Source organism: Cryptosporangium phraense (assembly GCF_006912135.1).
Lineage (GTDB): Bacteria > Actinomycetota > Actinomycetes > Mycobacteriales > Cryptosporangiaceae > Cryptosporangium > Cryptosporangium phraense.
Map to the genome: position 1 here is coordinate 12,628 of NZ_VIRS01000034.1, position 25,887 is coordinate 38,514.

Sequence of the window (25,887 nt, forward strand, 5' to 3'; positions counted from 1 at the left end):
ATACGCTTCGGACTTGAAATCGCGGGGGCGAGCAGAGGGGGTGCAGTGACCGATACCCAGGAGACCGCAGCGACCCGGGAGGCCGCAGCGACCCGGGAGACGCACTGGCTCAGCCCGGACGAGCAGCGCACCTGGCGCGCGTACATCGAAGCCAACCGGCTGTTGAACGAGGCGCTCGACCGGCAGTTGCAGCGCGACGCGGGAATGCCGCACACGTACTACGAGATCCTCGTCCGCCTGGCCGACGTACCCGGCCACAGCCTGCGGATGAGCGAACTGGCCCATTCGTCCCTCTCGTCCCGAAGCCGCCTGTCGCACGCCGTATCGCGGCTCGAGGAGCGCGGCTGGGTCCGGCGGGAGAGTTGCCCGACCGACGGCCGCGGTGCGCTGGCCGTCCTGACCGACGAGGGCTACCGCGTACTCCGCGAAGCCGCACCCGCGCACGTCGCCGAGGTGCGTAAACGCCTGATGGACCGGCTCACCCCGGAACAGGTCGCCCAGCTCGGGGAGATCGCCAGGGCGATCTGCGGCGAGTCGGCCGAGGCTGCGCGTTAGTAACAAGACCCACACAGAGGAAGCGGACCGCCACGTCCGCCCCGTATGCTTGGCACTCTCGGCAGCGGAGTGCCAAGATCGTGCTCGGGGAGGTGACAGCGTGACGCTTGACGAGCGGAAGCTGGCGGTCCTCCGGGCCATCGTGCAGGACTACGTCAACACCGAAGAGCCGGTCGGCAGCAAGGCGCTGGCCGAGCGTCACCAGCTCGGCGTCTCTCCGGCGACGATCCGCAACGACATGGCCGTGTTGGAAGAAGAGGGCTACATCGCCCAGCCGCACACCAGCGCCGGGCGCATCCCCACCGACAAGGGCTACCGCCTGTTCGTCGACCGGCTGGCCGGCGTCAAGCCGCTCTCGGTCGCCGAGCGGCGGGCCATCCAGACGCTGCTCAACGGAGCGATCGACCTCGACGACGTGGTGACGCGCACGGTCCGGCTGCTGGCTCAGCTGACCCGGCAGGTCGCGGTCGTCCAGTACCCGAGCCTCACCCGCAGCTCGGTCCGGCACGTCGAGCTCGTCCAGCTGAGCGCCAACCGCCTGCTGCTGGTGCTGATCACCGACACCGGCCGGGTCGACCAGCGCACGGTCGAGTTCCCGGCCGGCATCAGCGACGACGACGTCAACGTGCTGCGGGCGACGGTCAACAGCGCGCTCGCCGGCCAGCGGCTGTCGGACGCGCCGACCCGGGTCGAGGAGCTGCTCGACTCGATCTCGCCCGCGCTGCGTCCGGCGCTGACCACCGTGGCCAGCGTGCTGCTCGAGACGCTCGTCGAACGGCGGGAAGAACGGGTCGTCCTGGCGGGCGCCGCGAACCTGACTCGCAGTACGGTTGACTTCCGGGGTTCGGTCTTCCCGATCCTGGAAGCACTGGAGGAGCAGGTGGTGCTCCTGAAGCTCGTCGGTGAGGTCGATTCGCCGACGGTGCTGCGGGTCCGGATCGGCGACGAGAACCAGGTTGAGGAGTTGCGGGGCATTTCAGTGGTGACTACGGCCTACGGTGCAGGTGACACCGCATTGGCCGGCCTCGGGGTGGTGGGTCCGACTCGGATGGACTACCCCGGCACGATCAGCGCGGTCCGTGCCGTAGCGCGGTACGTCGGCGAAATTCTCGCAGGGAACTGAGCGGGGCTGGGCAGGGACATGCCTTCCGGAGTTGGGGACACACACGTGGCGAAGGACTACTACGGCATCCTCGGCGTGGCGCGGGACGCGACGCCCGAGGAGATCAAACGGGCCTACCGCCGGCTCGCGCGCGAGCTGCACCCGGACGTGAACCCTGATGCCGAGGCACAGGAGAAGTTCAAGGACGTCTCGGTCGCGTACGAGGTGCTGTCCGATCCGGCCAAGCGCGAGCTGGTCGACCTCGGCGGCGACCCGATGGCGCCCGGCGGTGGCGGCGGCCCGGCCGGCGGCCCCGGCGGTCCGTTCACGATGGGCTTCCAGGACATCATGGACGCGTTCTTCGGCGGCGCCACCACGCGCGGCCCGCGTCCGCGGACCCGGCCCGGTTCCGACGCGCTGATCCGGCTCGACCTCGACCTGGTCGACATGGCGTTCGGCGTCAACCAGGAACTCACCGTCGACACCGCGGTGCGCTGCACCACGTGTTCCGGCGCCGGCACCGCTCCCGGCACCCACCCGGCCACCTGCGAGGTCTGCGGTGGACGCGGTGAGGTCCAGACGGTCCAGCGCTCGTTCCTCGGCCAGGTCATGACGTCCCGGCCCTGTGCGGCCTGTCAGGGCTTCGGCACGGTCATCCCGCACCCCTGCCCCGGCTGCGCCGGCGACGGCCGGGTGCGCAGCCGCCGGACGCTGACCGTCAAGGTCCCGGCCGGGGTGGAAGACGGCATGCGGATCCGGCTGGCCGGCGAGGGCGAGGTCGGCCCGGGCGGTGGTCCTCCCGGCGACCTCTACGTCGAGGTGCACGAGCGCCCGCACGACGTCTTCACCCGTCAGGGCGACGACCTGCACTGCCGGGTCTCGCTGCCGATGACCGCGGCGTCGCTGGGCACGAACATCAACCTCAAGACGCTCGACGGCGAGGAGCAGATCGAGGTCAAGGCGGGCACCCAGCCCGGCACCGTGGTCCGGGTCCGCGCGCGGGGTGTGCCGCACCTGCGGGGCAGCGGCCGGGGCGACCTGCACGTCCACCTCGAGGTCCGGACGCCGACGCGTCTCGACGCGGAGCAGGAGCGGCTGATGCGCGAGCTGGCGAAGCTGCGGGGTGAGGAGCGCCCCGAGCCGATGCGCGCGCAGGGCGGTTTTTTCTCCAAGGTCCGTGACGCGTTCAACGGACACGCCTAGACCGAGCGCTTGCGCGAGGTCCGGCTAGCAGAGTGGATCTATCGGTCATGACGGCTCCGACCGCTAGGGAGGAGTCGTCATGACGGATCCGGTCTTCCTGATTGACGAGCTGCCGCCGGTCGGCCCGGCGGTGCTCGACGGGCCCGAGGGCCGGCACGCCGCACTGGTGCGCCGGCTCGGGCCGGGGGAGACGTTGCTGCTCGCCGACGGCGCCGGCGGCCAGGCGTCCTGCGTCGTCGTGGCGGCCGAGCGCGATTCGCTGCGGCTCGACGTCCGGAGCGTGGAGCAGGTGCTCCGGCCGACGCCGACGGTCACCGTCGTGCAGGCGCTGCCGAAGGGTGATCGCGGCGAAGCCGCGGTCGAGATGATGACCGAGGCCGGGGTCGACGTCGTCGTTCCCTGGCAGGCCTCGCGGTCGGTCACCCGCTGGAAGGAAGCCCGCGGCGACAAGGCGCTGGCCCGGTGGCGCAGCACCGGCCGCGAAGCGGCCAAGCAGTCCCGGCGGCTCTGGCTGCCCGAGATCTCCGATCTCGCCTCCACTGCGGACGTGCTTCGGGTGCTCGGCGACGTCGATCTGGCGTTGATCCTGCACGAGGACGCCGACGAGCCGCTGGCCGTGACCCCGCTCGACCGGGCGACCGGATCGGTGGCGCTGGTCGTGGGGCCGGAAGGCGGGATAGCGCCGGACGAGCTGAACGGGTTCGTCGCGGCCGGGGCCCGGCCGGTGCGGCTCGGGCCGACCGTGCTGAGGACGTCCACGGCCGGTGTCGCCGCGCTTGCGATTCTCAACGCGCGAACCGCACGTTGGACTTGAGCGGCATAACAGTACGGACGGCTGGATAGGCTCTTCTTGCGGCGGTGAGAGGAGATCCGGGATGACACCGGCCGACGAGGCAGCTACTGCCTGCGAGCGAATCATCCGAACGCTGCAGGCCGACGAGCGGGTTCCCGCCATTTCGGCGGCGGTCACCCGCGCTGATCGTCCTGCGTGGACGTTCCACATCGGAGACGCGGGAGCGGGCAGACCGGTTCGGCCGGCCACTCAGTTCCGCATCGGATCGGTCACCAAGACGTTCACCGCGGTGCTCGTGCTCCAGCTGCGTGACGCCGGGATGCTCGACCTCGACGACCAGCTCGACGCCCACCTGGCGCTGCCCGCCCACGGCCAGCTGACGATCCGGAGCGTGCTCAACCACACGTCCGGGCTGCAGCGCGAGCCGTGGGGCAACCTGTGGGACACGATCGACGTCCCGGACGGGCCTCGGCTGCTGGAGGAGGTCGCGAAGGCGGAAGCGGTGCTGTCGCCGCGACGGCGCTGGCACTACTCGAACCTGGGATTCGCGCTGCTGGGGCATCTGGTGGCGGCGAAGACCGGGTCGTCGTGGCCGGACGTGCTGCAGGACCGGCTGCTGACGCCGCTGGGGCTGACCGACACCACCGTGCAGCCCCGGGACGACGCCGCGCAGGGATACCTGGTCGAGGCGTACAGCGATTTCGCCCGTCCGGAGCCGCACTTCGACCTGGCCGGAGCCGCGGCCGCGGCCCAGCTCTGGAGCACGGCCGACGACATGGCCCGCTGGGCGCTGTTCCTGGCCCAGCCCGACCCGGCGGTGATCGCCCGGTCGACGCTCGAGGAGATGTACGAGCCGGTCGTCGTCACCGACCCGGTGCACTGGCACACCGGGTGGGGGCTGGGGTTGCAGGTCGCGCCCCAGGGGATCGGGAGCGACCGGGCCATCGACATCGGGCACAACGGCGCGATGCCCGGGTTCCTGGCCGGGGTCTGGTGCCGCCGGGGCGTGACGATCGGGGCCGCGGTGCTCGGGTCGTCGGGCACTGCCGGGGGCATCGTGGCGGCGCCGCACCAGCTGATCGCGGCCTCGCTGCGGGAAGACCCGATGGACGTCGAGCCGTTCGTCATCGGAGACGCGGCCCCGCGGGAGTACGCCGGGATCCTCGGGCGGTGGTGGTCGGAGGGGTCCGAGTTCGTGTTCCGGTGGACGAAGGGGCATCTCGAGGCGCGGTCGGCGTCGGCGGTGGCGGCGGCCCCGCCCGCGGTGTTCGCGTTCGAGGCGCCCGACCTGCTGCGCACGGTCTCCGGCCGGGAGGCGGGGGAGCGGCTGGAGCTGTTCCGGGATCCCGACGGGACGGTTTCGTACATGCGGTGGGCGACGTACCGTTTCACCCGCGATCAGGAAACTTACGCATAACGGACGGGCCGCATTCCGGACGGCGACCGTCCAGCAAGAAATTGCTGTTTCGAGTGCCTTCGAACAGCAATTTCTTGCTGGACGCTCCGTGTCCGTAACGAGACGCGGGTACCTGGCTCGCCTCGATTCTCACGAGCCACACGGGGATCTCGGCCGGTAAGCTTGGGGTACTGGTAGATCCCGAGAACGAGAGCAGGCGGAAGCGGCCTCCCCGGCCGGCCCATGGCAGAAATCAAAGCGCCTACCACGGCGCAAACCCGCATCGTCGTCCCTGACGCCCACGCGATGGTCAGCCTGCTGGGCTCTGGTGACGCCATTCTTTCCCTCATCGAGCGATCCGTCGAAGCCGACGTCCACGTGCGCGGCAACGAGATCACGCTCACCGGCTCCCCCGCCGACAACGCGTTCGCCGAGCGGCTCTTCGCCGAGCTCCTGACGCTGGTCGAGCGCGGCGAGGTACTCACCCCCGACGCCGTCAACCGGACGATCGCGATGCTCAAGTCGGGCGGCGACGAACGTCCGGCCGAGGTGCTCACCCTCAACATCATCTCGAGGCGCGGGAAGACAATTCGTCCGAAAACCCTCAACCAGAAGCGGTACGTCGACGCGATCGACGACCACACGATCGTGTTCGGCATCGGCCCGGCCGGTACTGGCAAGACGTATCTGGCGATGGCCAAGGCCGTCCAGGCGCTGCAGGCCAAGCAGGTCAACCGCATCATCCTGACCCGGCCGGCGGTCGAGGCGGGCGAGCGGCTCGGCTTCCTGCCCGGCACGCTCTACGAGAAGATCGACCCGTACCTGCGGCCGCTCTACGACGCGCTGCACGACATGGTCGACCCCGACTCGATTCCGCGCCTCATGCAGGCCGGCACGATCGAGGTCGCCCCGCTGGCCTACATGCGCGGCCGCACGCTCAACGACGCGTTCATCATCCTCGACGAGGCCCAGAACACCACGGCCGAGCAGATGAAGATGTTCCTGACCCGGCTCGGGTTCGGCTCGAAGATCGTCGTCACCGGCGACGTGACCCAGGTCGACCTGCCCGGCGGCGCCACCAGCGGCCTGCGGGTCGTCCGGGAAATCCTGGACGGCGTCGACGACGTGCACTTCGCCGAGCTCTCCAGCACCGACGTCGTGCGGCACCGGCTGGTCGGCGACATCGTCGACGCGTACGCGCGCTACGACGCCGACCACGACGGTGGCGGCCGACGCGCCGCGGGTGGCCGCCCGGGCCGCCGCAACTGACGCGGGTGTTGGATAGAGCAATGTCGATCGAGATCTCGAACGAATCGGGGCACGAGGTAGACGAGGCCGCGCTGCTGGCCGTCGCCCGCAACACCCTGGACGAAATGGGTGTCAACCCGATGGCCGAGCTGTCGATCCTGCTGATCGACGTCGGGTACATGGCCGAGCTGAACCATCGCTGGATGGAGAAGACCGGCCCCACCGACGTCCTCGCGTTCCCGATGGACGAGCTGGACGCCGACCGCGGCCCCGGCGCCGACGAAGACGGCCCCGAGCCCACGCTGCTCGGGGACGTCGTCCTCTGCCCGGCGGTGGCCGAGCGGCAGGCCAAGGCGGCCGGGCACTCGACGCCGGACGAGCTGATGCTGCTCACCGTGCACGGCATCCTGCACCTGCTCGGCTACGACCACGCCGAGCCGGAGGAGGAGCGCGAGATGTTCGGTCTGCAGAACCGGCTGGTCAGCGCGTACCGGCGGAGCATCGGCATGCCGGCGACCGCCGACCTCAAGCCGACGATCTCCGACCACTGATGAGTACCCCGGGTCTGTTGCTGGCCGCGGCCGGGCTGGTCGTGGTGGCCGGGGCGGTCGCGGCCGCCGACACCGCGTTCAACCAGCTCTCCCGGGCCCGCGCCGAGGAGATGCAGCGCGCGGGCACCCGGGGGGCCGGGAACCTGGTCGCGCTGCTGGGCAACCTGCCGGTGCACGTCAGCCTGTTGCTGCTGATCCGGCTGGCCTGCGAGACGACGTCGATCGTCCTGGTGGCGCTGGTCGCGATCGACCGCTGGGGCCCCGGGTGGCTGGCCGCGCTGGTCACGGCGGCGAGCATGACCGTGATCAGCTTCGTGCTGATCGGCGTCGGGCCGCGGACGATCGGCCGGCTGCACCCGTACCCGGTCGCGCTGGCGAGCGCCGGGATCACCCGGTGGCTGGGCCGCGTGCTCAACCCGCTGGCCCGCCTGCTGATCCTCGTCGGCAACATGGTGACGCCCGGCCGCGGGTTCCGGGAGGGCCCGTTCGCGACCGAGACCGAGCTGCGCGAGCTGGTCGACCTGGCCGAGCAGCGCGGGGTCGTGGAGAGCGACGAGCGCGAGATGATTCACTCGGTGTTCGAGCTCGGCGACACGATCGTCCGCGAGGTGATGGTGCCCCGGCCGGAGATCGTCTGGATCGAGCGCACGAAGACCGTCCGCCAGGCGACGTCGCTGGCGTTGCGCAGCGGGTTCTCGCGGATCCCGGTACTGGGCGAGAGCATCGACGACATCGTCGGCGTCGCCTATCTGAAGGACATGGTCCGGCGGGTGCAGGGTCAGCCGGAGGCCGACCGCCAGTTGCGGGTCGAGCAGGTCATGCGCGACGCGGAGTTCGTGCCGGAGTCCAAGCCGGTGGCCGACCTGCTGCGCGAGATGCAGCAGCGGCGGATCCACATGGCGATCGTGATCGACGAGTACGGCGGCACCGCCGGGCTGGTGACGATCGAAGACATTCTCGAGGAGATCGTCGGCGAGATCGCCGACGAGTACGACAACGAGCGGCCGCCGGTCGAGAACCTCGACGACGGCTCGGTGCGGGTCACCGCCCGGCTGCCGGTCGAGGACCTCGGCGAGCTGCTCGACGTCGAGCTGCCGGACTATTCGGACGACATCGAGACGGTCGGTGGGCTGCTCGCGCACGAGCTCGGGAAGGTGCCGATCCCCGGGGCGTCGGTGCGCATCCAGGGCCTGGAGCTGACCGCGGAGAGCGCGGGCGGCCGGCGGAACCGGATCGACACGGTTCTGGTCCGGCGGCTCGAACCTTCGTCCGACGACGACGTACCGGCTGAGGAGACGCACACCGCCGATGTCTGACGCTCTCGATCCCGAAGACGCCAAGATCGTCACGCTGGCCCGCTCGACCCGGGCGCGCAACGGCGCTCCCGAGGGGGCGGCCGTGCGAGACACGGATGGCCGGACGTATGCGGCCTCCACGGTGGCGCTGCCGTCGCTGTCGTTGTCGGCTCTGCAGGTGGCGGTGGCGATGGCGGTGTCCAGCGGTGCGCCGGGCCTGGAGGCGGCCGCGGTGGTGACGGCATCCGGTGTGGCGGAGGCGGCGGGGACGGCCGCGGTCCGAGACCTGACGCCCGGTGCGCCGATTTTGATCGCCGACCCGTCCGGCGCGGTGGTGGCGCGCGCCTGACGGCGCGGTCAGCTCTGGGACGTCGGCAGGACGATCACCTGGCGCAGGTTGACGTGCCGGGGGCGGGACGTGACGTACGCGATGAGGTCCGCGATGTCGCCGCTGGTGAGCGCTTGCATCGTCGCGAACATGCCGTCCAGCTGGGCGGAGAGCCGCGGGTTGTCGATGTGCTCGCCGAGCTCGCTGTCGGTGAGGCCGGGTTCGATGTTGGTCACCCGGATGGCGTCCGGACCCAGTTCGGTCCGGAGGGACGCGGAGAGCTGGGTCAGGGCCGCCTTCGTCGCCGAGTAGACGGCGTACTCCGGAAACACGACGTGCGCGCCGATCGACGAGATGTTCACCAGGTCGGCTGGTCGCCCGTCCGCCGCGGCCGCGCGCAGGCCGGGCAGGAAGGCCTGGATGACGTGCATCGCGCCGGTGAGGTTGGTGTCGATCATCCGGGACCATTCGTCGATCCGCCCGGCGCCGATCGGGTTCGGCAACATCACCCCGGCGGCGTTGACGACCAGGTCCGGAGCGCCGAACTCGGCGGTGACCCGCTCGGCGGCGGCCTGTACCGAAGCCGGGTCGGTGACGTCGGCGGGCACCGGAAGGGCGACTCCACCCGCTGTGGTGATCTCGGCGGCCAGGTCGTCGACGCGGGTCTGACGGCGGGACAGCAGGGCGACTCGCGCTCCGCCGGCGGCCAGCGCCGTGGCGGTCCGGGCACCCATGCCGCTGGCGGCCCCGGTGACGAGGGCGCTGCGGCCGGTCAGTTCATAGTGGTTGGACACGGGCACCAGCGTGGGCGGGGCGGCCGGTCCTAGGCAGGGGCGCGTTCTCACCTGGTTCCAGCAGAACCAGGTTCGATCGGACGCCGGTCGGCACACTGGGCGTATGAGTTCTTCGGCCGGCAGGGCGTCAGAGATCGGGGCATTTCTCCGAGCACGGCGGGATGCGGTTCGGCCGGAGGAATTCGGATTGCCGGTGCTGGGGCGGCGACGGGTGCCGGGCCTGCGGCGGGAGGAGCTGGCCCAGCTGGCCGGGGTCAGCCCGGACTACTACGTGCGTCTCGAGCAGGGCCGGGGCCGCAACGTCTCCGACTCCGTACTGGACGCGGTGGCGCAGGTGCTGCGCCTGAGCGAAGTCGAGCGGGAGCACCTGCGCAACCTGGCCCGGCCCGGAGAAGCCGTTCCCAGCCGCCCGCTCCGGCCGGTGCGGTCCGGCCTCCAGGTGCTGCTGGACATGATGGCGACCGTCCCGGCGTTCGTGATGGGCCGGCGGATGGACGTCGTCGCGTGGAACGGGCTGGGCGACGCGGTCAACGGATTCACCGGCTGGTCGGCCGGGCCGCCGAACGTCGCCCGGTGGACGTTCCTGGATCCGCGGGCGCGCTCGTTCTACCTGGACTGGGAGACGGTGGCCGGGGAGACCGTGGCCTATCTGCGCCTGTACGCCGGACGGCATCCCTCCGATCCGGCGCTGGCCGCGCTGCTCGGCGACCTCTCGCTGCGCAGTCCCGAGTTCGTGCGGCTGTGGGCCGGTCAGCGGGTCAAGGAGAAGACGTTCGGGGCCAAGCTCCTTCGTCACCCGATCGCCGGGGAGTTGGAGCTGGCCTTCGAGACCTTGGCGCTGCCCGGTGAGCCCGATCTGCTGCTCGTCACGTACACGGCCGTCCCGGGGAGCGCGGACGCCGAGAAGCTGCAGCTGCTGGCCAGTTGGGTTCAGACGACGGGCGGACGCGGGGTGCTCGGGCTAGTGGGAGAATGAATACGTGAGCGACTTTCGTGCTGGCTTCGCGTGCTTCGTCGGCCGGCCCAACGCCGGCAAATCCACGCTGACGAACGCCCTGGTCGGTACCAAGATCGCGATCACCAGCAGCAAACCGCAGACGACGCGGCACACGGTGCGGGGCATCGTCCACCGGGCCGACGCCCAGCTGGTGCTCGTCGATACGCCGGGGCTGCACAAGCCGCGGACGCTGCTCGGGGAGCGTCTCAACGACCTCGTGCGCACGACCTGGGCCGAGGTCGACGTCGTCGCGCTGTGCGTGCCGGCGGACGAGCCGGTCGGGCGGGGCGACAGGTTCATCGCCGACGAGATCGTCGGGCTCAAGAAGAAGAACCTGGTCGCGGTCGTCACCAAGACCGACCTCGTCGACAAGAAGCGTCTGGCTCAACAGTTGCTGGCCGTGTCGGAGCTGGCCGACTTCGCCGAGGTCGTGCCGGTCTCGGCGCAGGCCGGCGACCAGGTCGACCTGCTCGCCGACCTGCTGATCAAGTATCTGCCGGAGTCGCCGCCGCTCTACCCCGACGGCGAGCTGACCGACGAGCCCGAGCAGGTCATGGTCGCCGAGCTGATCCGCGAGGCCGCGCTGGAGGGCGTCCGGGACGAGCTGCCGCACTCGCTGGCCGTCGTCGTCGAGGAGATGGAGCAGCGGGAGGGCCGCGACGACCTGCTCGACGTCCACGCGACCGTGTTCGTCGAGCGTCCGAGCCAGAAGGCGATCGTGGTCGGGGCGGGCGGCGAGCGGATCAAGTACGTCGGCAGCACCTCGCGACGGCAGATCGAGGCGCTGCTCGGCACGAAGGTCTTCCTCGACCTGCGGGTGAAGGTCGCCAAGGACTGGCAGCGTGATCCGCGACAGCTCCGACGGTTGGGTTTCTGAGACTTGCCGCTCTACCGGGACATCGGCGTCGTCCTCCGAGTGCAGCAACTCGGTGAGGCCGACCGCATCATCACGCTGCTCACCCGTCGGCACGGGCGGGTCCGCGCGGTGGCCAAGGGCGTCCGCAAGACCAAGAGCCGGATCGGTGGCCGGTTGGAGCCGTTCAGCCACGTCGATCTGCAGCTGTACGAGGGCCGGTCGCTGGACGTCGTCAGCCAGGTGGAGATGCTCGACCCGTTCGGGAAGCACATCATGGACGACTACGCGCGGTACACGGCGGCCAGCGCGATCGCGGAGACCGCAGAGCGGTTGACCGCGGAGGAGCGCGAGCCCGCGCTCCGCCTGCACCTGCTGACGGTCGGCGCGCTCCGCGCGCTCGCGGCCGGCGAGCACGAGTCGCCTCTGGTGTTGGACGCCTACCTGCTGCGGGCGATGAGCTACGCCGGGTGGGCGCCCGCGCTGATGGAGTGCGCGGTCTGCGGGCTGCGCGGCGCGCACCGGGCGTTCTCGGTCCAGGCCGGTGGCTGTGTGTGCGCGAACTGTCGTCCGCCGGGGTCGGCGTCGCCGTCGGTGGAGGCGTTGGAGCTGATGGTGGCGCTGCTCGACGGCGACTGGAACCACGCCGGGCAGAGCGAGTCGCCGACCCGGCGCGAGGCCAGCGGGCTGGTCGCGGCCCACCTGCAGTGGCACCTGGAACGGGGCCTACGCTCGTTGCCGCTGGTCGATCGAACGGAGTCTTCCCGATGAGCAAGGTACGGCCACCGACCCCTCATGTCAGTGGGGCGCGGCCGCCGGCGATCCCGGCCGACCTCGTGCCGAGGCACGTCGCGCTGATCATGGACGGCAACGGACGCTGGGCCAAGCAGCGCGGGCTGCCGCGCACGGAGGGTCACAAGCGAGGCGAGGACTCGCTCTTCGACGTGATCGAGGGCTGCGTCGAGATCGGCATCAAGTACCTCTCCGCCTACGCGTTCTCGACCGAGAACTGGAAGCGGTCGCCGGATGAGGTCCGTTTTCTCATGGGGTTCAACCGGGACGTGATCCGGCGGCGGCGGGACCAGCTCAACGCGATGGGCGTGCGGGTCCGGTGGGCCGGTCGGCGGCCGAAGTTGTGGCGCAGCGTGATCGCCGAGCTCGAGGCGGCCGAGGAGATGACCGTCGACAACGACGTCCTCACGTTGCAGTTCTGCGTGAACTACGGCGGGCGGGCCGAGATCGTCGACGCGGCCGCCGCGCTGGCCCGCGAGGTCGCGGCCGGGAAGCTCTCGCCCGACAAGATCACCGAGAAGGTGTTCGCGCGCTACCTGGACGAGCCGTCGATCCCGGACGTGGACCTGTTCGTGCGGTCGTCGGGGGAGCAGCGGATCTCGAACTTCCTGCTCTGGCAGTCGGCGTACGCGGAACTGGTCTTCGACGACACGCTGTTCCCGGACTTCGACCGGCGGAACATCTGGCGGGCGTGCGAGATCTACGCGTCGCGTGATCGGCGGTACGGCGGAGCGATTCCGAACCCGGTAGCCTCTGCTGACGCTATGTGAAAGTGAATGAACGCTGCGTCACTCTACCGTTCGGTGATGGCATAGGGCCCAATGGATCTCGGGCGGTCTCGCCCGACGGTCGCGGGGTTCGCCTCGCCGGGGAGCGTCGGGTGGAGAGCGGTCGGGTGCCAGTTCCCGGTCTGGTGCCCGGCCGCGCGTACAGCGGTCCGGCGGCGGTTACTCCGGACGCCGCTGGTCGCGGTCCGCTCTCCCCGGTGTTCGTTGCGGGCCCTTCGGACGCCGGGTGAAGATCCGGGTACGACAGCTACGGAAACCCCACCTGTGCTGTCGTGCCCGGGCGGACCCGCCGACCGCCATGAGCTGAGGGCGATGCAGCTCATGGCGGATCGGCGGTCCTATACAGATCGCGCTGAGGGCGATTCTGGAGGGTTATGGCGGATCGGCGGTCTTATTCAGATCGCGCTGAGGGCGATTCTGGAGGGTTATGGCGGATCGGCGGTCTTATTCAGATCGCGCTGAGGGCGATTCTGGAGGGTTATGGCGGATCGGCGGTCCTCAGTTCTGGGCACCGCCCCGGGAGGTGGCGACCCCTTACCGGGGCGGTACCGCTGACCGAAGTGTGCACCGGTTTCCGGCGTGCCGCAGGATGTTGCCGAGACCAAATGAATGTCTTATTCACGTTTGCGTCCCGAGCGACGGGCGGGCGGTCGGGAAGCGGTGTTGGCTTGGCCGCATCGAGCCGGCGGGCCCACCCCTCGAGTGCTAGATGCCCGCCAGGATGGCGTCTACTTCGGCTTCGTAGAGCAGGGAAACGTCGAATTCCATCGGGCCGAAGGCCTGCTGTAGCTCCAGGCTCAGCACGCCGTGCAGGCGGGACCAGGCGACGACGGTCGCGCGCACCAGGTGCGGAGGCGCCGCCGGGTCGGCGTACCAGGACCCGAGCTGCGCATCGAGCGGGGTCGGCGGCGGCGCGGGCGTCCCGCGTTCGGCCGCGACCGCGGCGATCGCGCCCAGCACGGCGGTGAACATGCGCGCGGCCGCGGCGATCGTGCCGGCCGGGGCGCGGTAGCCGGGAACCGGCGTGCCGAACAGCAGCTGGTACCAGTGGGGTTCGGCCAGCGCCCAGGTCCGGAACGCGTGCAGCACGGCCCGCAACCGCTGGTCCGGCCGGTCACCGCGGTCGGCCGCGCTCTCCAGGGCTTCCGCGATCGCCGTGAAACCGTCGCTGACCAGCGCCGTCAGCAGCTCGTCCCGGTTGGCGAAGTAGCGGTAGAGCGCCGGGCCGGACATCCCGATCTCGCGCGCGATCGCGTTGAGCGACAGGCCGCCGGTGCCCGACTCGGCCAGCTGACGCAGCGCGACCTGCTTGGCCTCGTCGCGGGTCTGCTCGCGGTACCGCTGGCGCCGGTCGGTCACCGAACCACCCCCTTGACAGCGCCACCGTAACAGCTTCACGCTTGAGTTAGAACTTCTAACAAGACGGAGGGGGTCTAGCGTGAAGACACGTGCGGCGGTACTCGACGGGCCGGGTCGATTGGTGGTTCGCGACCAGACGCTCCGGGCTCCTCGGCGCTCCGAGCTGCTGATCGCGGTCGAGGCCGCCGGCGTGATGTTCGCCGAGGTCCAGATGGCACTCGGGCGCTACCCGGGCCAGCCCCGGTTCCCGTTCGTGCCCGGCTACGACCTCGTCGGCACCGTCGTCGACGGACCGCGTGCCGGGCAGCGGGTCGCGGCCATGACCCGCCACGGCGCCTGGGCCGAGCTCGTCGTGCGGCCCGCGAGGCAGGTGGTCGAGGTCCCGGCCGGGCTCGCCCCGGCCGACGCGGTCGCGCTGGTCACGAACGGCGTCACCGCCTACCAACTGCTCCACCGGTCCGCGCGGGTGCGGCCCGGCGAGACCGTGCTCGTCCTCGGCGCCTCCGGCGGGGTGGGGACGCTACTGACGCAGCTGGCCGTGGCCGCGGGCGCCACCGTCATCGGCACCGCGTCCCCGGCCAAGCACCACGCGGTGCGCGGGTTCGGGGCGACGCCGGTCGACTACCACGGCCCCGGGCTGCCCGATCGCGTCCGCGCGCTGGCGCCGGACGGCGTCGACGTGGTGCTCGATCCGATCGGCGGTCCCGGCTTCGACGACTCCTGGCGGCTGCTGGCGCCCGGCGGGCGGTTGGTCTGGTACGGCAGTCAGTCGACGCTGCACGCCACCGGCGTCCGGTTCGCTCCGGCGATCGTCGCGCTGCGCAAGATCGCCGCCTGGAACGCCCGCAGCCGGTTGCGGCGCGACGGCCGCCGGGCGTCGCTCTACTACGTCCGCAATGGGACGCGCGCGTTCCGGACCGACCTGGCCACCGTGCTGGACGAGGCGGCGGCGGGCCGGCTCTCGTCGGCCGTATCGGCGCGGTACGCGCTCGACCAGGCGCGGGAGGCGCTGACCGCACTGAGCGACGGGCGGATCACCGGGAAGGCCGTGCTGGAGATCTCAGGCCGCGGCCGCGCACTCGGCGCAGGTGCCGAAGATCTCCAGGGTGTGTGAGACGTCGGCGAACCCGTGCTCGGCGGCGATCTTGTTCGCCCAGCTCTCGACGGTGGGCCCGGCGACCTCGACGGTGCGCCCGCAGACCCGGCAGACCAGGTGGTGGTGGTGGCCGCTGGAGCAGCGTCGGTAGAGGTGCTCGCCGCCGGGCGGGCGCATGACGTCGATCTCCTCGGCGTCCGCGAGCGCCTGCAGCGTGCGGTAGACGGTCGTCAGCCCGACGGACTCGCCGCGGTGGCGGAGCAGCTCGTGCAGCTCCTGCGCGCTACGGAACTCTTCGACCTCGGAGAGCAGCGCCATGACCGCCGTCCGCTGACGCGTGGTCCGGCCGACACTCGCCTGCATGTTCATTCCTCCCGGTGGCGCTCACCAGTGATCATCTCAGGTTTCCGGGAGCATGGGCGGCGTGCGCGACCGCGTCCCGCACGACGTGGGCGACGTGCGCGTCGGTGAGCGAGTACGCGACCTCGCGGCCGCGGCGGTGGGACTCGACGACGCCCGCTCCGCGGAGGACCCGCAGGTGCTGGGACACCAGCGGCTGCGGGACGCCGAGGGCGTCGACCAGCTCGTGGACGCAGAGCGCGCCGGTGTCGAGCCGCATGACGATCGCGATCCGGAGCGGCGAGGCCAGGGCCCGCAGCAGCTCGGCGGCCGGCGCGTAGTCGCCGACGGGCTCCAGCCGCCCGACCGCCTCGACCGGCGATTCGGTCATACCGGCGCCGGTTCGCGGTCGGGTTCACGGCTGACCGCGGACCGCCGGGCCAGCCGGCGCCCCAGCGCGGCCATCACCGTCACCACGACGAACACCAGCACGGCCAGCACGACGATCGACGCGCCGGACGGAACGTCCAGATAGAACGAACCGACCGCGCCGGTCAGCGCGATCGTCACGCTCAGCGCCATCGCGCCGGCCATCGTCGCGACGAACCCCCGCGCGACCTGCTGAGCGGTCGCGACCGGCACCACCATCAGCGCGCTGACCAGCAGTACGCCGACGACCCGCATCGCGACGGTCACGGTCACCGCGGCCGACACGGCCAGCGCGATGTTCAGCACGCGCACCGGCACCCCGGACACCCGGGCGAACTCCTCGTCGTGGCAGATCGCGAACAGCCACGGACGCAGCCCGATCGTGAACGCCAGCACGACCGCGCCCAGGATGCCCATCACCAGCAGGTCCGACGGTGCGGTCGTCAGCAGCGACCCGAACAGGTACCCGAGCAGGTTCACGTTGCTGCTGCCCGCGGCCAGGCTGATCAGCAGGACGCCACCGGCGATCCCGCCGTAGAACAGCATCGCCAGCGCGACGTCACCCGACGCGCCGCCGCGCGACCGGATCAGCTCGACCGCGACCGCACCGACGGCCGCGACCACCACCGCGGTGAGGACCGGCGACGTGCCGGTGAGGAACCCGAGCGCGACGCCGGTCAGCGCGATGTGCCCGATGCCGTCGCCGACCAGCGACATCCGCCGCTGCACGAGGTAGATGCCGACGGCCGGCGCGGTGAGCCCGACCAGCACCGCGGCGATCAGCGCGCGGACCATGAAGCCGTAGTGGAGGATGCTCATCGGATCGGCCCGGGCGCGTGCGTCAGGTCCGGCGTCGGCGGGTTGCCGTGGACGTGGTGCCGGTCGGTGTCGACGTAGCCGGGGGCCCACGGGGCGCCGTCGTGGACGATGTGGCCGTGGTCGAGCACCACCGTGCGGGTGAGCAGTTCGGCGAGCGGGCCGACCTCGTGCAGGACGATCAGCAGCGTCGTGCCCCGCGCCACCAGTCGGGCCACCGTGTCGGCGAACGCGCGCTGGTTGGCCGCGTCGACGCCGGCGTTCGGCTCGTCCAGGACGAGCAGGTCGGGCTCACCGGCCAGCGCGCGGGCGATCAGCACCCGCTGCTGCTGGCCGCCGGAGAGCGTCGAGACCCGCTCGCGGGCCCGGTCGGCCAGACCGACCGTCTCCAGGGCGTCGGTCACCGCGGCCTTGTCGGCCGCCGACGGCCGGCGGAGGAAGCCCCGCCGGGCCAGGCGCCCGCTGGTGACCACTTCGCGGACGGTTGCCGGCACGCCGGTCGCGGCCCCCGACCGTTGCGGTACGTATCCGACGCGACGCCAGTCGGCGAACCGGGCCAGCGGCGTGCCGAACAGCGTCACCTCACCGGCCGAAACCGGGACCAGGCCGAGCAGCGTGCGCACGAGCGTCGACTTGCCGGAGCCGTTCGAGCCGAGCAGGGCCACGACCTCGCCGGGGTTCACCGACAGTGACACGTCCCGCAGCACGGGGCGCTCCCCGAGCACGACGGTCACCGCGTCGACGCCCGCGACCGGCGCGGTCGTCACGACGTCCTGGGTCTTCACCGACACGACAACGCGCCTCGCAACGTCGTCAGGTTCGAGCGCATCACCGAGAAGTAGTCGTCCTTGCTGTCCTTGGCGATGCCCTCGATCGGGTCGAGGACCTCGGCTTTCGCACCTACCTCGCGCGCCAGCGCCTCGGCGATCTTCGGACTGACCAACGTCTCGAAGAAGATCACTGTGACCCCGTTCTTTTTCGCGTACGCCGCGGTCTCGGCCAGGCGGGCTGCGGACGGTTCCTCTTCCGGGGTGAGCCCGGTGATCGGCACCTGGGTGAGACCGTACCTCGCAGAGAGGTAACCGAACGCGTTGTGGCTCACGACTATCGTTTTCTGTTGGCAGTTCGCCAGGCCGGATTTGTACTCGCCGTCGAGCGTCGCCAGCTTGGAGTCCAAAGCCTTGGCGTTGGCCGTGTATTCCGCTGCGTTCGCGGGGTCGCGCCGGCCGAATTCTTTCGCCACCGCGTCGGCGATGCCGGCCAGCCGGGTCGGGTCGAGCCAGACGTGCGGGTCCTTGCCCTTCTCGTCGTGGTGCAGCTCGCCCTCTTCGAGCGGGACGTAGCCGTCCTTCAGGGGGGCGACGGTGGCTACGTCCAGGGACTTGTTCTTCGCGCCCTCGTCGACGGCGTCGTCCACCGCGGGCTGGAAGTTCCGGAGGTAGACGACCGCGTCGGCGTCGGTGACCTCGGCGACCTGCTTCGGGCTCAGCTCGAGGTCGTGCGGTTCGACGCCGGGCTGGACGAGGTTCGTTACCGAGACGTGGTCGCCGCCCACCTGCTCGGAGACGAACTGCAGGGGGTAGAAGGCCGCGACGACGTCGAGTTTGCCGTCGGGCTGGGCGTCGGTGAGGGCGGAGCATCCGGCGACGGCGGTGACGAGGAGCGCGACGACGGTCGTTCGGAGGGGGCGGTGGAACATGACAACGATTCTCATTAGCGGTGAGATTGATTGTCAACTTCGCATAAGCGCAGAGTGACGCTACTCGCAGTGACGGAGGTGTCCGCCGGGGCTGCTCCGGCTGGTTGCCGGCTGTGGCGCGTGCGCTCCCGCTTGACTTGAGGGCTCGGTGGCGCGCTGAGTGAGCGGTACTGCTAGCTGGGCGACGGAGTCTTCGTGCCTCTCTCGCGCGGGTAGGGCGCTGCGGACGGGTCGACAGATCCCGCCGTCGCCGCGGTGCGGTGGGGCGGAGTCCGGCATCGCGGTCCCGGCGACGCCACGGATCGCGGCCGGGCGATCGAGGCGCTGACCTCTGCGGCGGCGGCCAGGCCGAACGCTCCCGCGCCGCTGCGTGCCGCGCCCGCCCCGCCCGCCCCACCGGGGCCGGGACCCAGTGATCCGCACGTCGTGGCCACCGGCCGGCCGCCCCGGGCGCGATCTGCGCTCGGGCGGCGTGACAACGCTGACGCGCAGCCGGGCCCCTGCCGGGACGACGACATCCTCGCGGACACCGGCTAGCGGGCCTTTGCCGTCAAAAGCCCGCTATCCGGCCTACTTTGACGTTGACAAGCTCGCAATCTGAAGGACGGGGTCAGGCGCGCGCCGGCCCGGGACCTCGGTGGGCATCCGGCGATCCCGATCGCGCGGCGGGGGTCGCGGTCGGATGAGCGGAGTCCGTGGTCGGGCGCCCGAAGCGTGGCCTCCGTGGCCTTGCGCCGCCGCGGACGCAAACATCCCGGCTCCGCCGACCCGCGCGCTCGCTCCTGCGGCGGGAGATACGCCCAGCACCGCCGGCCCGGGCGCCGAGTTCTCGCGGCCAGAGGCGCACCCCAGCTACGCCGATCCGTGCGCGGTGCTTCCCCGTTGCCCCTCGCCGTGGAGGGGCGCCGCGCAGGCCTCCCGAACGCCGGGCGATGTGGGGCCGGGCGGCTACCCCGGCACGTTGGGCGATCCGGTTGCCCGAGAGCCGCACTGAGCAACCCGGCCGCGGGAGGACCACGCTCGGCGACCTGGCCGTACTCGGCGACCCGCCGTACTCGGCGACCCGGCGGTGCTGGGCGGCTCGGCGGTGCTGGGCGGCTCGGCGGTGCTGGGCGGCTCGGCGGTGCTGGGCGGCTCGGCGGTGCTGGGCGGCTCGGCGGTGCTGGGCGACGCTGCTGCGCTGGGCGGCGCTGCTGCGCTGGGCGGCGCTGCTGCGCTGGGCGGCGCTGCCGTACTCGGCGACCCTGCCGCACTCGGCGACTCGGCCGCGCGAGGGCCTCGTGCGGCAACTGGCCCCCGTGCGGCGGCCCGGGCGCGTTCGGCGGCCCGGCCGGCTAACGCCACCCCGCGCCACCCCGCGCCACCCCCCGCCGCCCCCGCGCGACCCCGCCCACCACCGCCCCCGCCGCGACCCCCCGATTCACCCCGCCCCTCGGCCGGCCCCGTCCACGTCCCCGACCTACCAGACCTTCGACACCGCGAAGGCCAGCAGAAGCACCACGACCACCACCCGCCCAGCCCTGGCCCCAGGGCTCGCAGAGCCCCACACGATCCACGCCAACCACCCCACCAACGCGGCAATCACCAGAACCAGAGCCGCCCCCACCACCCCCGGCAAGAACGCCCCAGCCCCGAAAACCACCACAACCGCCAACACCAACGCAAACCTCGGCGCCCGGAGCAAACGGGCCAGCAAGGCGGCCGACCTAGGTCCAACCGGACGCTGCGCTTCGGACACGGAGAAGCCTCCTGGGTAGCGTGGGGAACCCATCGTTCCAGAGGAGGCGCCGTGCTCGTCATCAGTCGGTTCGACGTGGCGGAGGGTGACGGAGACGGCTTCCTCGAACGGGCCAGGGCGGCGCTCGGAGCGTTCGCGGTCCGGCCGGGCTTCATCCGGGGCCGGGTCGGCCGCTCGGCCGACGCCCCGACCGCCTGGGCGCTCACCACCGAGTGGGACTCGGTCGGCAGCTTCCGCCGCGCACTCTCGGACTTCGACGTCAAGGTGCACGCGAGCACGCTGCTGGCCGAGTCCAGCGACGAGCCGAGCGCGTTCGAGGTGCTGGGCGCCTGGGACGGCGCGGTCGAGACGCAGGGCCGCACGGACCGTGCCCCGGATGCGGACACGACCCGCGTCGGTGACACTCCGCGATAGCCCTTCTGGCGCTGGTGAGGCAGGCTGAGAGCGTGCGGAGTAACCGGTCATGACCTGGGTGCCACCCTCTAGTGGCGGCTACAGCCAGCAGCCGTACGTACCGCCCGCGTATCAGCCACCGCCGCCGGTGCGCAGCGAGCGTGAGCAGAAGCGGGAGCGTGCGTTGCGGGCGCTCCCGCCGCCGCCGACCCCTCCGCCGGGGATGGGCGCGCGTCCGGCGTTCGCGCCGCCGGTTCCGCGGCCGACGCGGACGGTGCTGATCGTGTCGCTGGGGCTCGGCGCGACGCTGCTGATCTGCTGCGGCGGCAGCGTGTTCGGGGTCGGCGGCCTCTTCTACTACGGCTACAACACGCTCCAGAAGGACGCCGTGGCGACGGTCGACGGCTACCTCGGCGACCTGCGCGACGGGCGCTACCAGCAGGCGTACGCCCGGCTCTGCCTGTCCGAGCGGCAGCAACGCTCGCTCGACGACTTCACCCGGGACGAGCGGGCCACCGGGCAGGTCACCACCTACACGGTCGGTGACGACATCGAGGTCGACCAGAACAGCAACTGGGTCATCACCGCTCAGGTCGCCCGGGAGGGCAGCTCAGCCGGCCCGGAGAGGTTCCCGGTCAACTTCGACGACGCCAACGCGGCCCGCATCTGCCCGACCTGACGGGTTACGGGGTGGCGGGCGTCCGGACGCGCCGGGGTAGCCTAGCTCGGCATAACCCGCCGAACCGCCAGTCCGGATGGAGAGATCCCGGTGCCCGCCGACCGCATGGACGTCATCGTCAACCTGAGCAAGCGACGGGGCTTCGTGTTCCCGTCGAGCGAGATCTACGGAGGGCTCCGCGCCTCGTGGGACTACGGTCCGCTCGGCGTCGAACTGAAGACCAACGTCAAGCGCCAGTGGTGGAAGACGATGGTCACCGGCCGTGACGACATCGTCGGCCTGGATAGCAGCGTGATCCTCGCGCCCGAGGTCTGGAAGGCCTCCGGCCACGTCGAGACGTTCACCGACCCGCTGACCGAGTGTCAGAGCTGCCACAAGCGCTTCCGGGCCGACCACCTCGAAGAGGGCTACGAGGCCAAGCACGGCAAGCCGCCGATGAACGGCCTGGCCGATGTCAACTGCCCGAACTGCGGGACCAAGGGCGCGTTCACCGCGCCGCGTCAGTTCTCCGGCCTGCTGAAGACGTACCTGGGCCCGGTCGAGGACGAGACCGGCCTGGCCTACCTGCGTCCGGAGACCGCGCAGGGCATCTTCATCAACTTCCTGAACGTCCAGCAGACGTCCCGGAAGAAGCCGCCGTTCGGTATCGCCCAGCAGGGCAAGAGCTTCCGGAACGAGATCACGCCGGGGAACTTCATCTTCCGCACGCGTGAGTTCGAGCAGATGGAGATGGAGTTCTTCGTCGAGCCCGGCACCGACGAAGAGTGGCACCAGTACTGGATCGACGCCCGCATGCAGTGGTACCTCGACCTGGGGATCTCCAAGGAGCGGCTGCGCTTCTTCGAGCACCCCAAGGAGAAGCTCGCCCACTACGCCAAGCGGACCGTCGACATCGAGTACAAGTTCGACTTCGCCGGCACCGAGTGGGGCGAGCTCGAGGGCATCGCGAACCGCACCGACTTCGACCTCGGCGCGCATGCGAAGGCCTCCGGCGCCGACCTCTCCTACTTCGACCAGGAGAAGGGCGAGCGCTGGACGCCGTACGTCATCGAGCCGGCCGCCGGTGTCGACCGCGCGCTGCTGACGTTCATGCTCGACGCGTACACCGAAGACGAGGCGCCGAACGCCAAGGGCGTGATGGAGAAGCGCACCGTCCTGCGGTTCGACCCGCGCCTCGCGCCGGTGAAGGCCGCGGTGCTTCCGCTGTCGCGGAACACCGACCTGTCCCCGAAGGCCCGTGACCTGGCCGCCCTGCTCCGCCTCAACTGGAACGTCGATTTCGACGACGCCGGGGCGATCGGACGTCGGTACCGGCGTCAGGACGAGATCGGAACGCCGTACTGCATCACGGTCGACTTCGAGACGCTCGACGACCAGGCCGTCACGATCCGGGAGCGGGACTCGCGCTCGCAGGAGCGCGTCGGTCTCGACCAGGTCGAGAGCTACCTGGGTCAGCGCCTGCTCGGCTGCTGACGCACGCGGCGCACGCGGCGCACGACGAGTGCTGCCGTCGCGGCGAGAGCCGCGGCGGCAGCCAGTAGCGGCCACCGGAAACGCAGTTGCCACGGGCCGCGGTCGGGGCTCGCGGTCTCGGTGAACCGCAGCCCGGCGACCAGCGCACCGGCCGCGTCCTCGACCCCGGTGGATTGCGGCATGGTCATCACGACCGTCCGGGTTCCCCCGCTCACCGTGCTCACGGTGCCGCCGTAGTCGAACACCAGGATCGTGCGCGGGTCGCGCCAGCCGACGAACTGACCGGCGTCGGTGAGCGTCACGGGCTCCGTGCTGTCGTCGACCGGGGCCAGCGTGACCGTGAGCTCGCCGTTCTCCTGGTACGCGAGCGTCCGGCCGTCGGGCGACCAGGCGTCGTCGCCGGCCAGGCGGCGGCCGAGCGGGCCGGGCGTGCGTCCGCCGGTCGCCGGGTCGAGGATCACCGACTCGCCGTCGTTGCCGATCGCGACCTTCGTGCCGTCGGGCGAGAACGCGGCCGTCATCGCCTTGGTGTGCAGGTCGCGGGTCGCGCCGCTGCGCAGGTCGAGCAGGTGGAGGTGCTCGACCTGCGGATTGCCGGGGTCGGACGAGGCGCCGTAGAGCACCCGGGTGCCGTCCGGCGAGATCGCGACCGGGATCGTGTGCCCGGGTTCGCTCGGAGCGCGATACCGACGCTCGGTCCGGTCGGCGAGATTCAGCCGGGTGAGCGTGCCGTGGGCACCCGGCAGGACGACGTACCGCCCCCGCGGGTCGATCAGCGTGCCGATCGGCACCGTGCGGTAGCTGTTGCCCGGGCCGACCAGAACCTCCTGGGTGCCGAAGATGTCGCCGGCGACCGGCCGATCGGGGTAGGAGACGATCAGCGCGCCGCGTCCGGGGGAGTCCATCGTCGCCGCGACCGTCGTGAGCGCCGGGCCGGCCAGGGTGCGGGGGAGGACGGTCGGATCGTCCGCCGAGCCGCCGCAGCCGGAGACGAACGCGAGCGCCAACAGGGCGAATGCTCTGCGCATCGAGGTCCTCTCCGTAGCGCTGCAGCTCGGACCGTACACGGGGAAAGATGGGCCCATGCGCGAGATCGGGCGGACGGTAGCGGAATGGCTGGGCGCGGGACACCGCGTCGCGGTGGCGCGGGTGGTCGACGTGCACGGGTTCGGCGCGGTGCCCGGTGGTGAGGTGCTCGCGTTCCGCGACGACGGCTCGCGCGAGGGTTCGCTGCTCCGCGGGGTCGCCGACGCGGTGATCGCGTCCGCGGTCCCGGATGCGCTGTCCGGCTCGGCCGCCGTCGTGGAGGCGCCGGTGGGGGAGTCGGACGCCGTCGCGGCGGGCCTCGCGTGCGCCGGCTCGGCCCGGATCCTGGTCCACGCCGCCTCCGACCCGTCGGTCTGGGAGACGCTCGCGTCCGGCCGACCGGCCGCGTTGGCGACGTCGCTGACGTCGGGCGAGCCGGTGGCCGTCTCCGGACCGGTCGCCGACACGGCGTCGCGGTTGCTCGCCGCCGGGGTCTCCGGTCGCGAACTGGTCGACGACGTCCTGGTGGACGTCTGGGCGCCGGTGCCCACCGTGGTGACGATCGGGGGCGGGGTGCTGGCCGCCGCGCTGGCGGCGCAGGCCACGCTGCTGGGCTGGAGTGCCAAGGACGTGTCGTCGGTGCCGGACGGCGTGGCCGCGGTGGCGGAGTTCGGGCCGGCCGACGTGCTCGTGCTGCTGGACCACGATCCGGCCATGGACGATGTGCTGCGGGTGGGGCTCGCCGGCCCCGGGTTCATCGGGGCGCTCGGGTCGCGGCGGACCCAGGCGGCGCGGCGGGAGCGGCTGCTGGCGTCCGGGGTGTCGGCGGAGGACGTGACCCGGATCCACGGGCCGGTGGGGCTCGACATCGGGGCGCGGTCGCCGGCCGAGACCGCGGTGAGCGTCGTCGCCGAGGTGCTGGCCACCCGGACCGGCCGGGCGGGCGCCGCCCTCCGCTCCTCGGACGTCGCGATTCACTGAGGCTTACGCTGGAGGACGTGACTTCTGCCCTGACCACTGCTCGGCCGCTCACCGTCGGACCGCACACGGTCGATCCGCCGGTCGTGCTGGCGCCGATGGCGGGCATCACGAACGTGGCGTTCCGGCGGCTGTGCCGCGAGCACGGGGCCGGGCTGTTCGTGAGCGAGATGATCACGACGCGGGCGCTGGTCGAGCGCAACCAGAAGACGATGCAGCTGGTCACGTTCGCGCCGGACGAGCAGCCGCGGTCGATCCAGCTCTACGGCGTCGACCCGGAGATCGTCGGGCGGGCCGTCGAGATGGTCGTGCAGGAGGACCTGGCCGATCACATCGACCTGAACTTCGGGTGCCCGGTGCCGAAGGTGACCCGGCGCGGTGGCGGGTCGGCGCTGCCGTTCCGGCGGCGGCTGTTCGCCGCGATCGTCCAGCGGGCCGTGCGGGCGACCGCGGGCACGTCCGTCCCGATCACCGTCAAGATGCGCATCGGGATCGACGACGATCACGTCACGTTCCGCGACGCGGGCCGGGCGGCCGAGGACGCGGGCGTCGCCGCGGTGGCGCTGCACGGCCGGACGGCGGTGCAGTTCTACGGCGGGCGGGCGAACTGGGAGCCGATCGCCGAGCTCGCGGCCGCGCTGGAGATCCCGGTGCTGGGGAACGGCGACATCTGGGAGGCCGACGACGCGGTCCGGATGGTGCGCGAGACCGGGTGCGCCGGGGTCGTCGTGGGGCGCGGGTGCCTCGGGCGGCCGTGGCTCTTCGCCGACCTGGCCGCGGCGTTCGCCGGGCGCCCGGAGCGGGTGCGGCCGTCGCTGGGCGAGGTCGCGGTGACGATGCGGCGGCACGCCGAGCTGCTGGCGTCGTGGAAGGGCGAGGCCTGGGGGTTGCCGGACTTCCGGAAGCACGTGGCCTGGTATCTGAAGGGGTATCCGGTGGGATCGGCGCTGCGGCGCGAGCTCGGCATGGTGAGCACGCTGGCCGAGCTGGACGATCTACTGGCGCGCCTGGACGCGGACGCCCCGTACCCGGTCACCGAGATCGGCGAGCCCCGCGGCCGGACGACCGGCGCCCGCCGAGTGGTGCTGCCCGAGGGTTGGCTCGACGACCCCGACGCGCTCACCACCCCGGAAGATGCCGAACTGGACGTCTCCGGCGGCTGACCCG

At 71.6% G+C, this 25,887-nt stretch carries 28 protein-coding genes; 19 read left to right on the plus strand and 9 right to left on the minus strand.

Going from position 1 to position 25,887, the window contains the following annotated elements; all coding sequences use genetic code 11:
* Nucleotides 1-45 precede the first annotated feature (45 nt).
* The 9 genes from FL583_RS32910 to FL583_RS32950 all read left to right on the plus strand — a co-directional run bounded on the left by FL583_RS32910 (nucleotide 46) and on the right by FL583_RS32950 (nucleotide 8,492).
* Nucleotides 46-555, plus strand: coding sequence for a MarR family winged helix-turn-helix transcriptional regulator (locus FL583_RS32910; protein ID WP_142708788.1), 510 nt, complete (start codon nucleotides 46-48; stop codon nucleotides 553-555).
* Nucleotides 556-655: 100 nt separating this feature from the next.
* Nucleotides 656-1,678, plus strand: a complete 1,023-nt coding sequence (hrcA, locus tag FL583_RS32915; protein WP_142708789.1) for a heat-inducible transcriptional repressor HrcA — start codon at nucleotides 656-658, stop codon at nucleotides 1,676-1,678.
* A 45-nt stretch (nucleotides 1,679-1,723) separates the two neighbouring features.
* Nucleotides 1,724-2,860, plus strand: coding sequence for a molecular chaperone DnaJ (gene dnaJ, locus FL583_RS32920; protein ID WP_142708790.1), 1,137 nt, complete (start codon nucleotides 1,724-1,726; stop codon nucleotides 2,858-2,860).
* Nucleotides 2,861-2,939: 79 nt separating this feature from the next.
* Entirely contained in the window at nucleotides 2,940-3,674 is a 735-nt protein-coding gene (locus tag FL583_RS32925; protein ID WP_142708791.1) for a 16S rRNA (uracil(1498)-N(3))-methyltransferase, read from the plus strand.
* 61 nt (nucleotides 3,675-3,735) lie between these two features.
* Complete coding sequence (locus FL583_RS32930) at nucleotides 3,736-5,070, plus strand: serine hydrolase domain-containing protein (protein ID WP_142708792.1); 1,335 nt, start codon at nucleotides 3,736-3,738, stop codon at nucleotides 5,068-5,070.
* 222 nt (nucleotides 5,071-5,292) lie between these two features.
* Entirely contained in the window at nucleotides 5,293-6,318 is a 1,026-nt protein-coding gene (locus FL583_RS32935) for a PhoH family protein (protein ID WP_142708793.1), read from the plus strand.
* Between the two features lie 20 nt (nucleotides 6,319-6,338).
* Nucleotides 6,339-6,848: an rRNA maturation RNase YbeY gene (ybeY, locus tag FL583_RS32940; RefSeq protein ID WP_142708794.1), complete on the plus strand. Its 510-nt coding sequence runs from the start codon at nucleotides 6,339-6,341 to the stop codon at nucleotides 6,846-6,848.
* A complete protein-coding gene (locus tag FL583_RS32945; protein ID WP_142708795.1) occupies nucleotides 6,848-8,164 on the plus strand; it encodes a hemolysin family protein in 1,317 nt (438 codons plus the stop codon). The genes ybeY and FL583_RS32945 overlap by 1 nt, the downstream gene beginning before the upstream one ends.
* The gene (locus FL583_RS32950; RefSeq protein ID WP_142708796.1) at nucleotides 8,157-8,492 is read left to right on the plus strand and encodes a cytidine deaminase; all 336 of its coding nucleotides are present in this window, start codon (nucleotides 8,157-8,159) and stop codon (nucleotides 8,490-8,492) included. Before FL583_RS32945 ends, FL583_RS32950 begins: the two co-directional genes overlap by 8 nt.
* A gap of 8 nt (nucleotides 8,493-8,500) precedes the next feature.
* Here FL583_RS32950 and FL583_RS32955 read toward each other — a convergent pair whose 3' ends face one another.
* Nucleotides 8,501-9,265 (minus strand): SDR family oxidoreductase, encoded by a 765-nt coding sequence (locus tag FL583_RS32955; RefSeq protein WP_205752685.1) that lies wholly within the window; start codon nucleotides 9,263-9,265, stop codon nucleotides 8,501-8,503.
* Nucleotides 9,266-9,368: 103 nt separating this feature from the next.
* On the opposite strand from FL583_RS32955, the gene FL583_RS32960 reads away from it, so the two are divergent.
* The 4 genes from FL583_RS32960 to FL583_RS32975 are packed head-to-tail and all read left to right on the plus strand — an operon-like array spanning nucleotide 9,369 to nucleotide 12,677.
* Nucleotides 9,369-10,241 (plus strand): helix-turn-helix transcriptional regulator, encoded by an 873-nt coding sequence (locus tag FL583_RS32960; RefSeq protein ID WP_142708797.1) that lies wholly within the window; start codon nucleotides 9,369-9,371, stop codon nucleotides 10,239-10,241.
* A gap of 4 nt (nucleotides 10,242-10,245) precedes the next feature.
* Nucleotides 10,246-11,139 (plus strand): GTPase Era, encoded by an 894-nt coding sequence (gene era / locus FL583_RS32965; protein ID WP_142708798.1) that lies wholly within the window; start codon nucleotides 10,246-10,248, stop codon nucleotides 11,137-11,139.
* Nucleotides 11,140-11,142: 3 nt separating this feature from the next.
* Entirely contained in the window at nucleotides 11,143-11,886 is a 744-nt protein-coding gene (recO, locus tag FL583_RS32970) for a DNA repair protein RecO (protein ID WP_142708799.1), read from the plus strand.
* Nucleotides 11,883-12,677: an isoprenyl transferase gene (locus tag FL583_RS32975; RefSeq protein ID WP_142708800.1), complete on the plus strand. Its 795-nt coding sequence runs from the start codon at nucleotides 11,883-11,885 to the stop codon at nucleotides 12,675-12,677. The genes recO and FL583_RS32975 overlap by 4 nt, the downstream gene beginning before the upstream one ends.
* 723 nt (nucleotides 12,678-13,400) lie before the next feature.
* Here FL583_RS32975 and FL583_RS32980 read toward each other — a convergent pair.
* Nucleotides 13,401-14,054 (minus strand): TetR/AcrR family transcriptional regulator, encoded by a 654-nt coding sequence (locus FL583_RS32980; RefSeq protein ID WP_142708801.1) that lies wholly within the window; start codon nucleotides 14,052-14,054, stop codon nucleotides 13,401-13,403.
* Nucleotides 14,055-14,133: 79 nt separating this feature from the next.
* On the opposite strand from FL583_RS32980, the gene FL583_RS32985 reads away from it, so the two are divergent.
* Nucleotides 14,134-15,168, plus strand: a complete 1,035-nt coding sequence (locus FL583_RS32985; protein WP_142708802.1) for a zinc-binding dehydrogenase — start codon at nucleotides 14,134-14,136, stop codon at nucleotides 15,166-15,168.
* Here the strand turns inward: FL583_RS32985 and FL583_RS32990 are convergent.
* The 6 genes from FL583_RS32990 to FL583_RS43190 form a co-directional block, all read right to left on the minus strand.
* Complete coding sequence (locus FL583_RS32990; protein WP_170323991.1) at nucleotides 15,115-15,513, minus strand: Fur family transcriptional regulator; 399 nt, start codon at nucleotides 15,511-15,513, stop codon at nucleotides 15,115-15,117. The genes FL583_RS32985 and FL583_RS32990 overlap by 54 nt on opposite strands.
* Nucleotides 15,514-15,544: 31 nt before the next feature.
* On the minus strand, nucleotides 15,545-15,880 hold the full coding sequence (locus tag FL583_RS32995; protein ID WP_142708804.1) for an ArsR/SmtB family transcription factor: 336 nt from the start codon (nucleotides 15,878-15,880) through the stop codon (nucleotides 15,545-15,547).
* Nucleotides 15,877-16,737: a metal ABC transporter permease gene (locus tag FL583_RS33000; protein ID WP_142708805.1), complete on the minus strand. Its 861-nt coding sequence runs from the start codon at nucleotides 16,735-16,737 to the stop codon at nucleotides 15,877-15,879. The genes FL583_RS32995 and FL583_RS33000 overlap by 4 nt, the downstream gene beginning before the upstream one ends.
* On the minus strand, nucleotides 16,734-17,519 hold the full coding sequence (locus tag FL583_RS33005; protein WP_205752686.1) for a metal ABC transporter ATP-binding protein: 786 nt from the start codon (nucleotides 17,517-17,519) through the stop codon (nucleotides 16,734-16,736). Before FL583_RS33005 ends, FL583_RS33000 begins: the two co-directional genes overlap by 4 nt.
* Nucleotides 17,516-18,433 carry a metal ABC transporter substrate-binding protein gene (locus FL583_RS33010; protein WP_170323992.1) on the minus strand — a complete coding sequence of 306 codons (918 nt, stop codon included), beginning with the start codon at nucleotides 18,431-18,433 and terminating at the stop codon, nucleotides 17,516-17,518. The genes FL583_RS33005 and FL583_RS33010 overlap by 4 nt, the downstream gene beginning before the upstream one ends.
* A 1,459-nt stretch (nucleotides 18,434-19,892) precedes the next feature.
* Nucleotides 19,893-20,204, minus strand: a complete 312-nt coding sequence (locus tag FL583_RS43190) for a DUF6703 family protein (protein ID WP_420843227.1) — start codon at nucleotides 20,202-20,204, stop codon at nucleotides 19,893-19,895.
* A gap of 18 nt (nucleotides 20,205-20,222) precedes the next feature.
* On the opposite strand from FL583_RS43190, the gene FL583_RS33020 reads away from it, so the two are divergent.
* The 3 genes from FL583_RS33020 to FL583_RS33030 all read left to right on the plus strand — a co-directional run bounded on the left by FL583_RS33020 (nucleotide 20,223) and on the right by FL583_RS33030 (nucleotide 22,716).
* Nucleotides 20,223-20,585 (plus strand): antibiotic biosynthesis monooxygenase family protein, encoded by a 363-nt coding sequence (locus tag FL583_RS33020; protein ID WP_142708807.1) that lies wholly within the window; start codon nucleotides 20,223-20,225, stop codon nucleotides 20,583-20,585.
* Between the two features lie 49 nt (nucleotides 20,586-20,634).
* On the plus strand, nucleotides 20,635-21,243 hold the full coding sequence (locus tag FL583_RS33025) for a hypothetical protein (protein ID WP_142708808.1): 609 nt from the start codon (nucleotides 20,635-20,637) through the stop codon (nucleotides 21,241-21,243).
* Nucleotides 21,244-21,348: 105 nt separating this feature from the next.
* Nucleotides 21,349-22,716, plus strand: coding sequence for a glycine--tRNA ligase (locus tag FL583_RS33030; RefSeq protein WP_205752688.1), 1,368 nt, complete (start codon nucleotides 21,349-21,351; stop codon nucleotides 22,714-22,716).
* Here the strand turns inward: FL583_RS33030 and FL583_RS33035 are convergent.
* The gene (locus FL583_RS33035) at nucleotides 22,695-23,744 is read right to left on the minus strand and encodes a TolB family protein (protein ID WP_170323993.1); all 1,050 of its coding nucleotides are present in this window, start codon (nucleotides 23,742-23,744) and stop codon (nucleotides 22,695-22,697) included. The two genes, FL583_RS33030 and FL583_RS33035, sit on opposite strands and share 22 nt — an antisense overlap.
* A gap of 55 nt (nucleotides 23,745-23,799) precedes the next feature.
* Here FL583_RS33035 and FL583_RS33040 point away from each other — a divergent pair, with 55 nt between their 5' ends.
* Together FL583_RS33040 and dusB are read left to right on the plus strand one after the other, a co-directional pair.
* On the plus strand, nucleotides 23,800-24,723 hold the full coding sequence (locus FL583_RS33040; RefSeq protein ID WP_142708811.1) for an XdhC family protein: 924 nt from the start codon (nucleotides 23,800-23,802) through the stop codon (nucleotides 24,721-24,723).
* Between the two features lie 17 nt (nucleotides 24,724-24,740).
* A complete protein-coding gene (gene dusB, locus FL583_RS33045; protein ID WP_240746890.1) occupies nucleotides 24,741-25,883 on the plus strand; it encodes a tRNA dihydrouridine synthase DusB in 1,143 nt (380 codons plus the stop codon).
* Nucleotides 25,884-25,887: the final 4 nt, after the last annotated feature.

Coding starts and splice junctions, on each gene's coding strand:
- FL583_RS32975 (WP_142708800.1), top strand. CDS start 11,883: ATGAGCAAGGTACGGCCACCGACCCCTCATGTCAGTGGGGCGCGGCCG.
- FL583_RS32995 (WP_142708804.1), bottom strand. CDS start 15,880: ATGACCGAATCGCCGGTCGAGGCGGTCGGGCGGCTGGAGCCCGTCGGC.
- FL583_RS32925 (WP_142708791.1), top strand. CDS start 2,940: ATGACGGATCCGGTCTTCCTGATTGACGAGCTGCCGCCGGTCGGCCCG.
- FL583_RS32930 (WP_142708792.1), top strand. CDS start 3,736: ATGACACCGGCCGACGAGGCAGCTACTGCCTGCGAGCGAATCATCCGA.
- FL583_RS32950 (WP_142708796.1), top strand. CDS start 8,157: ATGTCTGACGCTCTCGATCCCGAAGACGCCAAGATCGTCACGCTGGCC.
- FL583_RS33035 (WP_170323993.1), bottom strand. CDS start 23,744: ATGCGCAGAGCATTCGCCCTGTTGGCGCTCGCGTTCGTCTCCGGCTGC.
- FL583_RS33010 (WP_170323992.1), bottom strand. CDS start 18,433: ATGTTCCACCGCCCCCTCCGAACGACCGTCGTCGCGCTCCTCGTCACC.
- FL583_RS33025 (WP_142708808.1), top strand. CDS start 20,635: ATGACCTGGGTGCCACCCTCTAGTGGCGGCTACAGCCAGCAGCCGTAC.
- FL583_RS32960 (WP_142708797.1), top strand. CDS start 9,369: ATGAGTTCTTCGGCCGGCAGGGCGTCAGAGATCGGGGCATTTCTCCGA.
- FL583_RS32935 (WP_142708793.1), top strand. CDS start 5,293: ATGGCAGAAATCAAAGCGCCTACCACGGCGCAAACCCGCATCGTCGTC.
- FL583_RS33030 (WP_205752688.1), top strand. CDS start 21,349: ATGGACGTCATCGTCAACCTGAGCAAGCGACGGGGCTTCGTGTTCCCG.
- FL583_RS32990 (WP_170323991.1), bottom strand. CDS start 15,513: ATGCAGGCGAGTGTCGGCCGGACCACGCGTCAGCGGACGGCGGTCATG.
- FL583_RS33000 (WP_142708805.1), bottom strand. CDS start 16,737: ATGAGCATCCTCCACTACGGCTTCATGGTCCGCGCGCTGATCGCCGCG.
- FL583_RS43190 (WP_420843227.1), bottom strand. CDS start 20,204: ATGGGTTCCCCACGCTACCCAGGAGGCTTCTCCGTGTCCGAAGCGCAG.
- FL583_RS33040 (WP_142708811.1), top strand. CDS start 23,800: ATGCGCGAGATCGGGCGGACGGTAGCGGAATGGCTGGGCGCGGGACAC.
- ybeY (WP_142708794.1), top strand. CDS start 6,339: ATGTCGATCGAGATCTCGAACGAATCGGGGCACGAGGTAGACGAGGCC.
- FL583_RS32945 (WP_142708795.1), top strand. CDS start 6,848: ATGAGTACCCCGGGTCTGTTGCTGGCCGCGGCCGGGCTGGTCGTGGTG.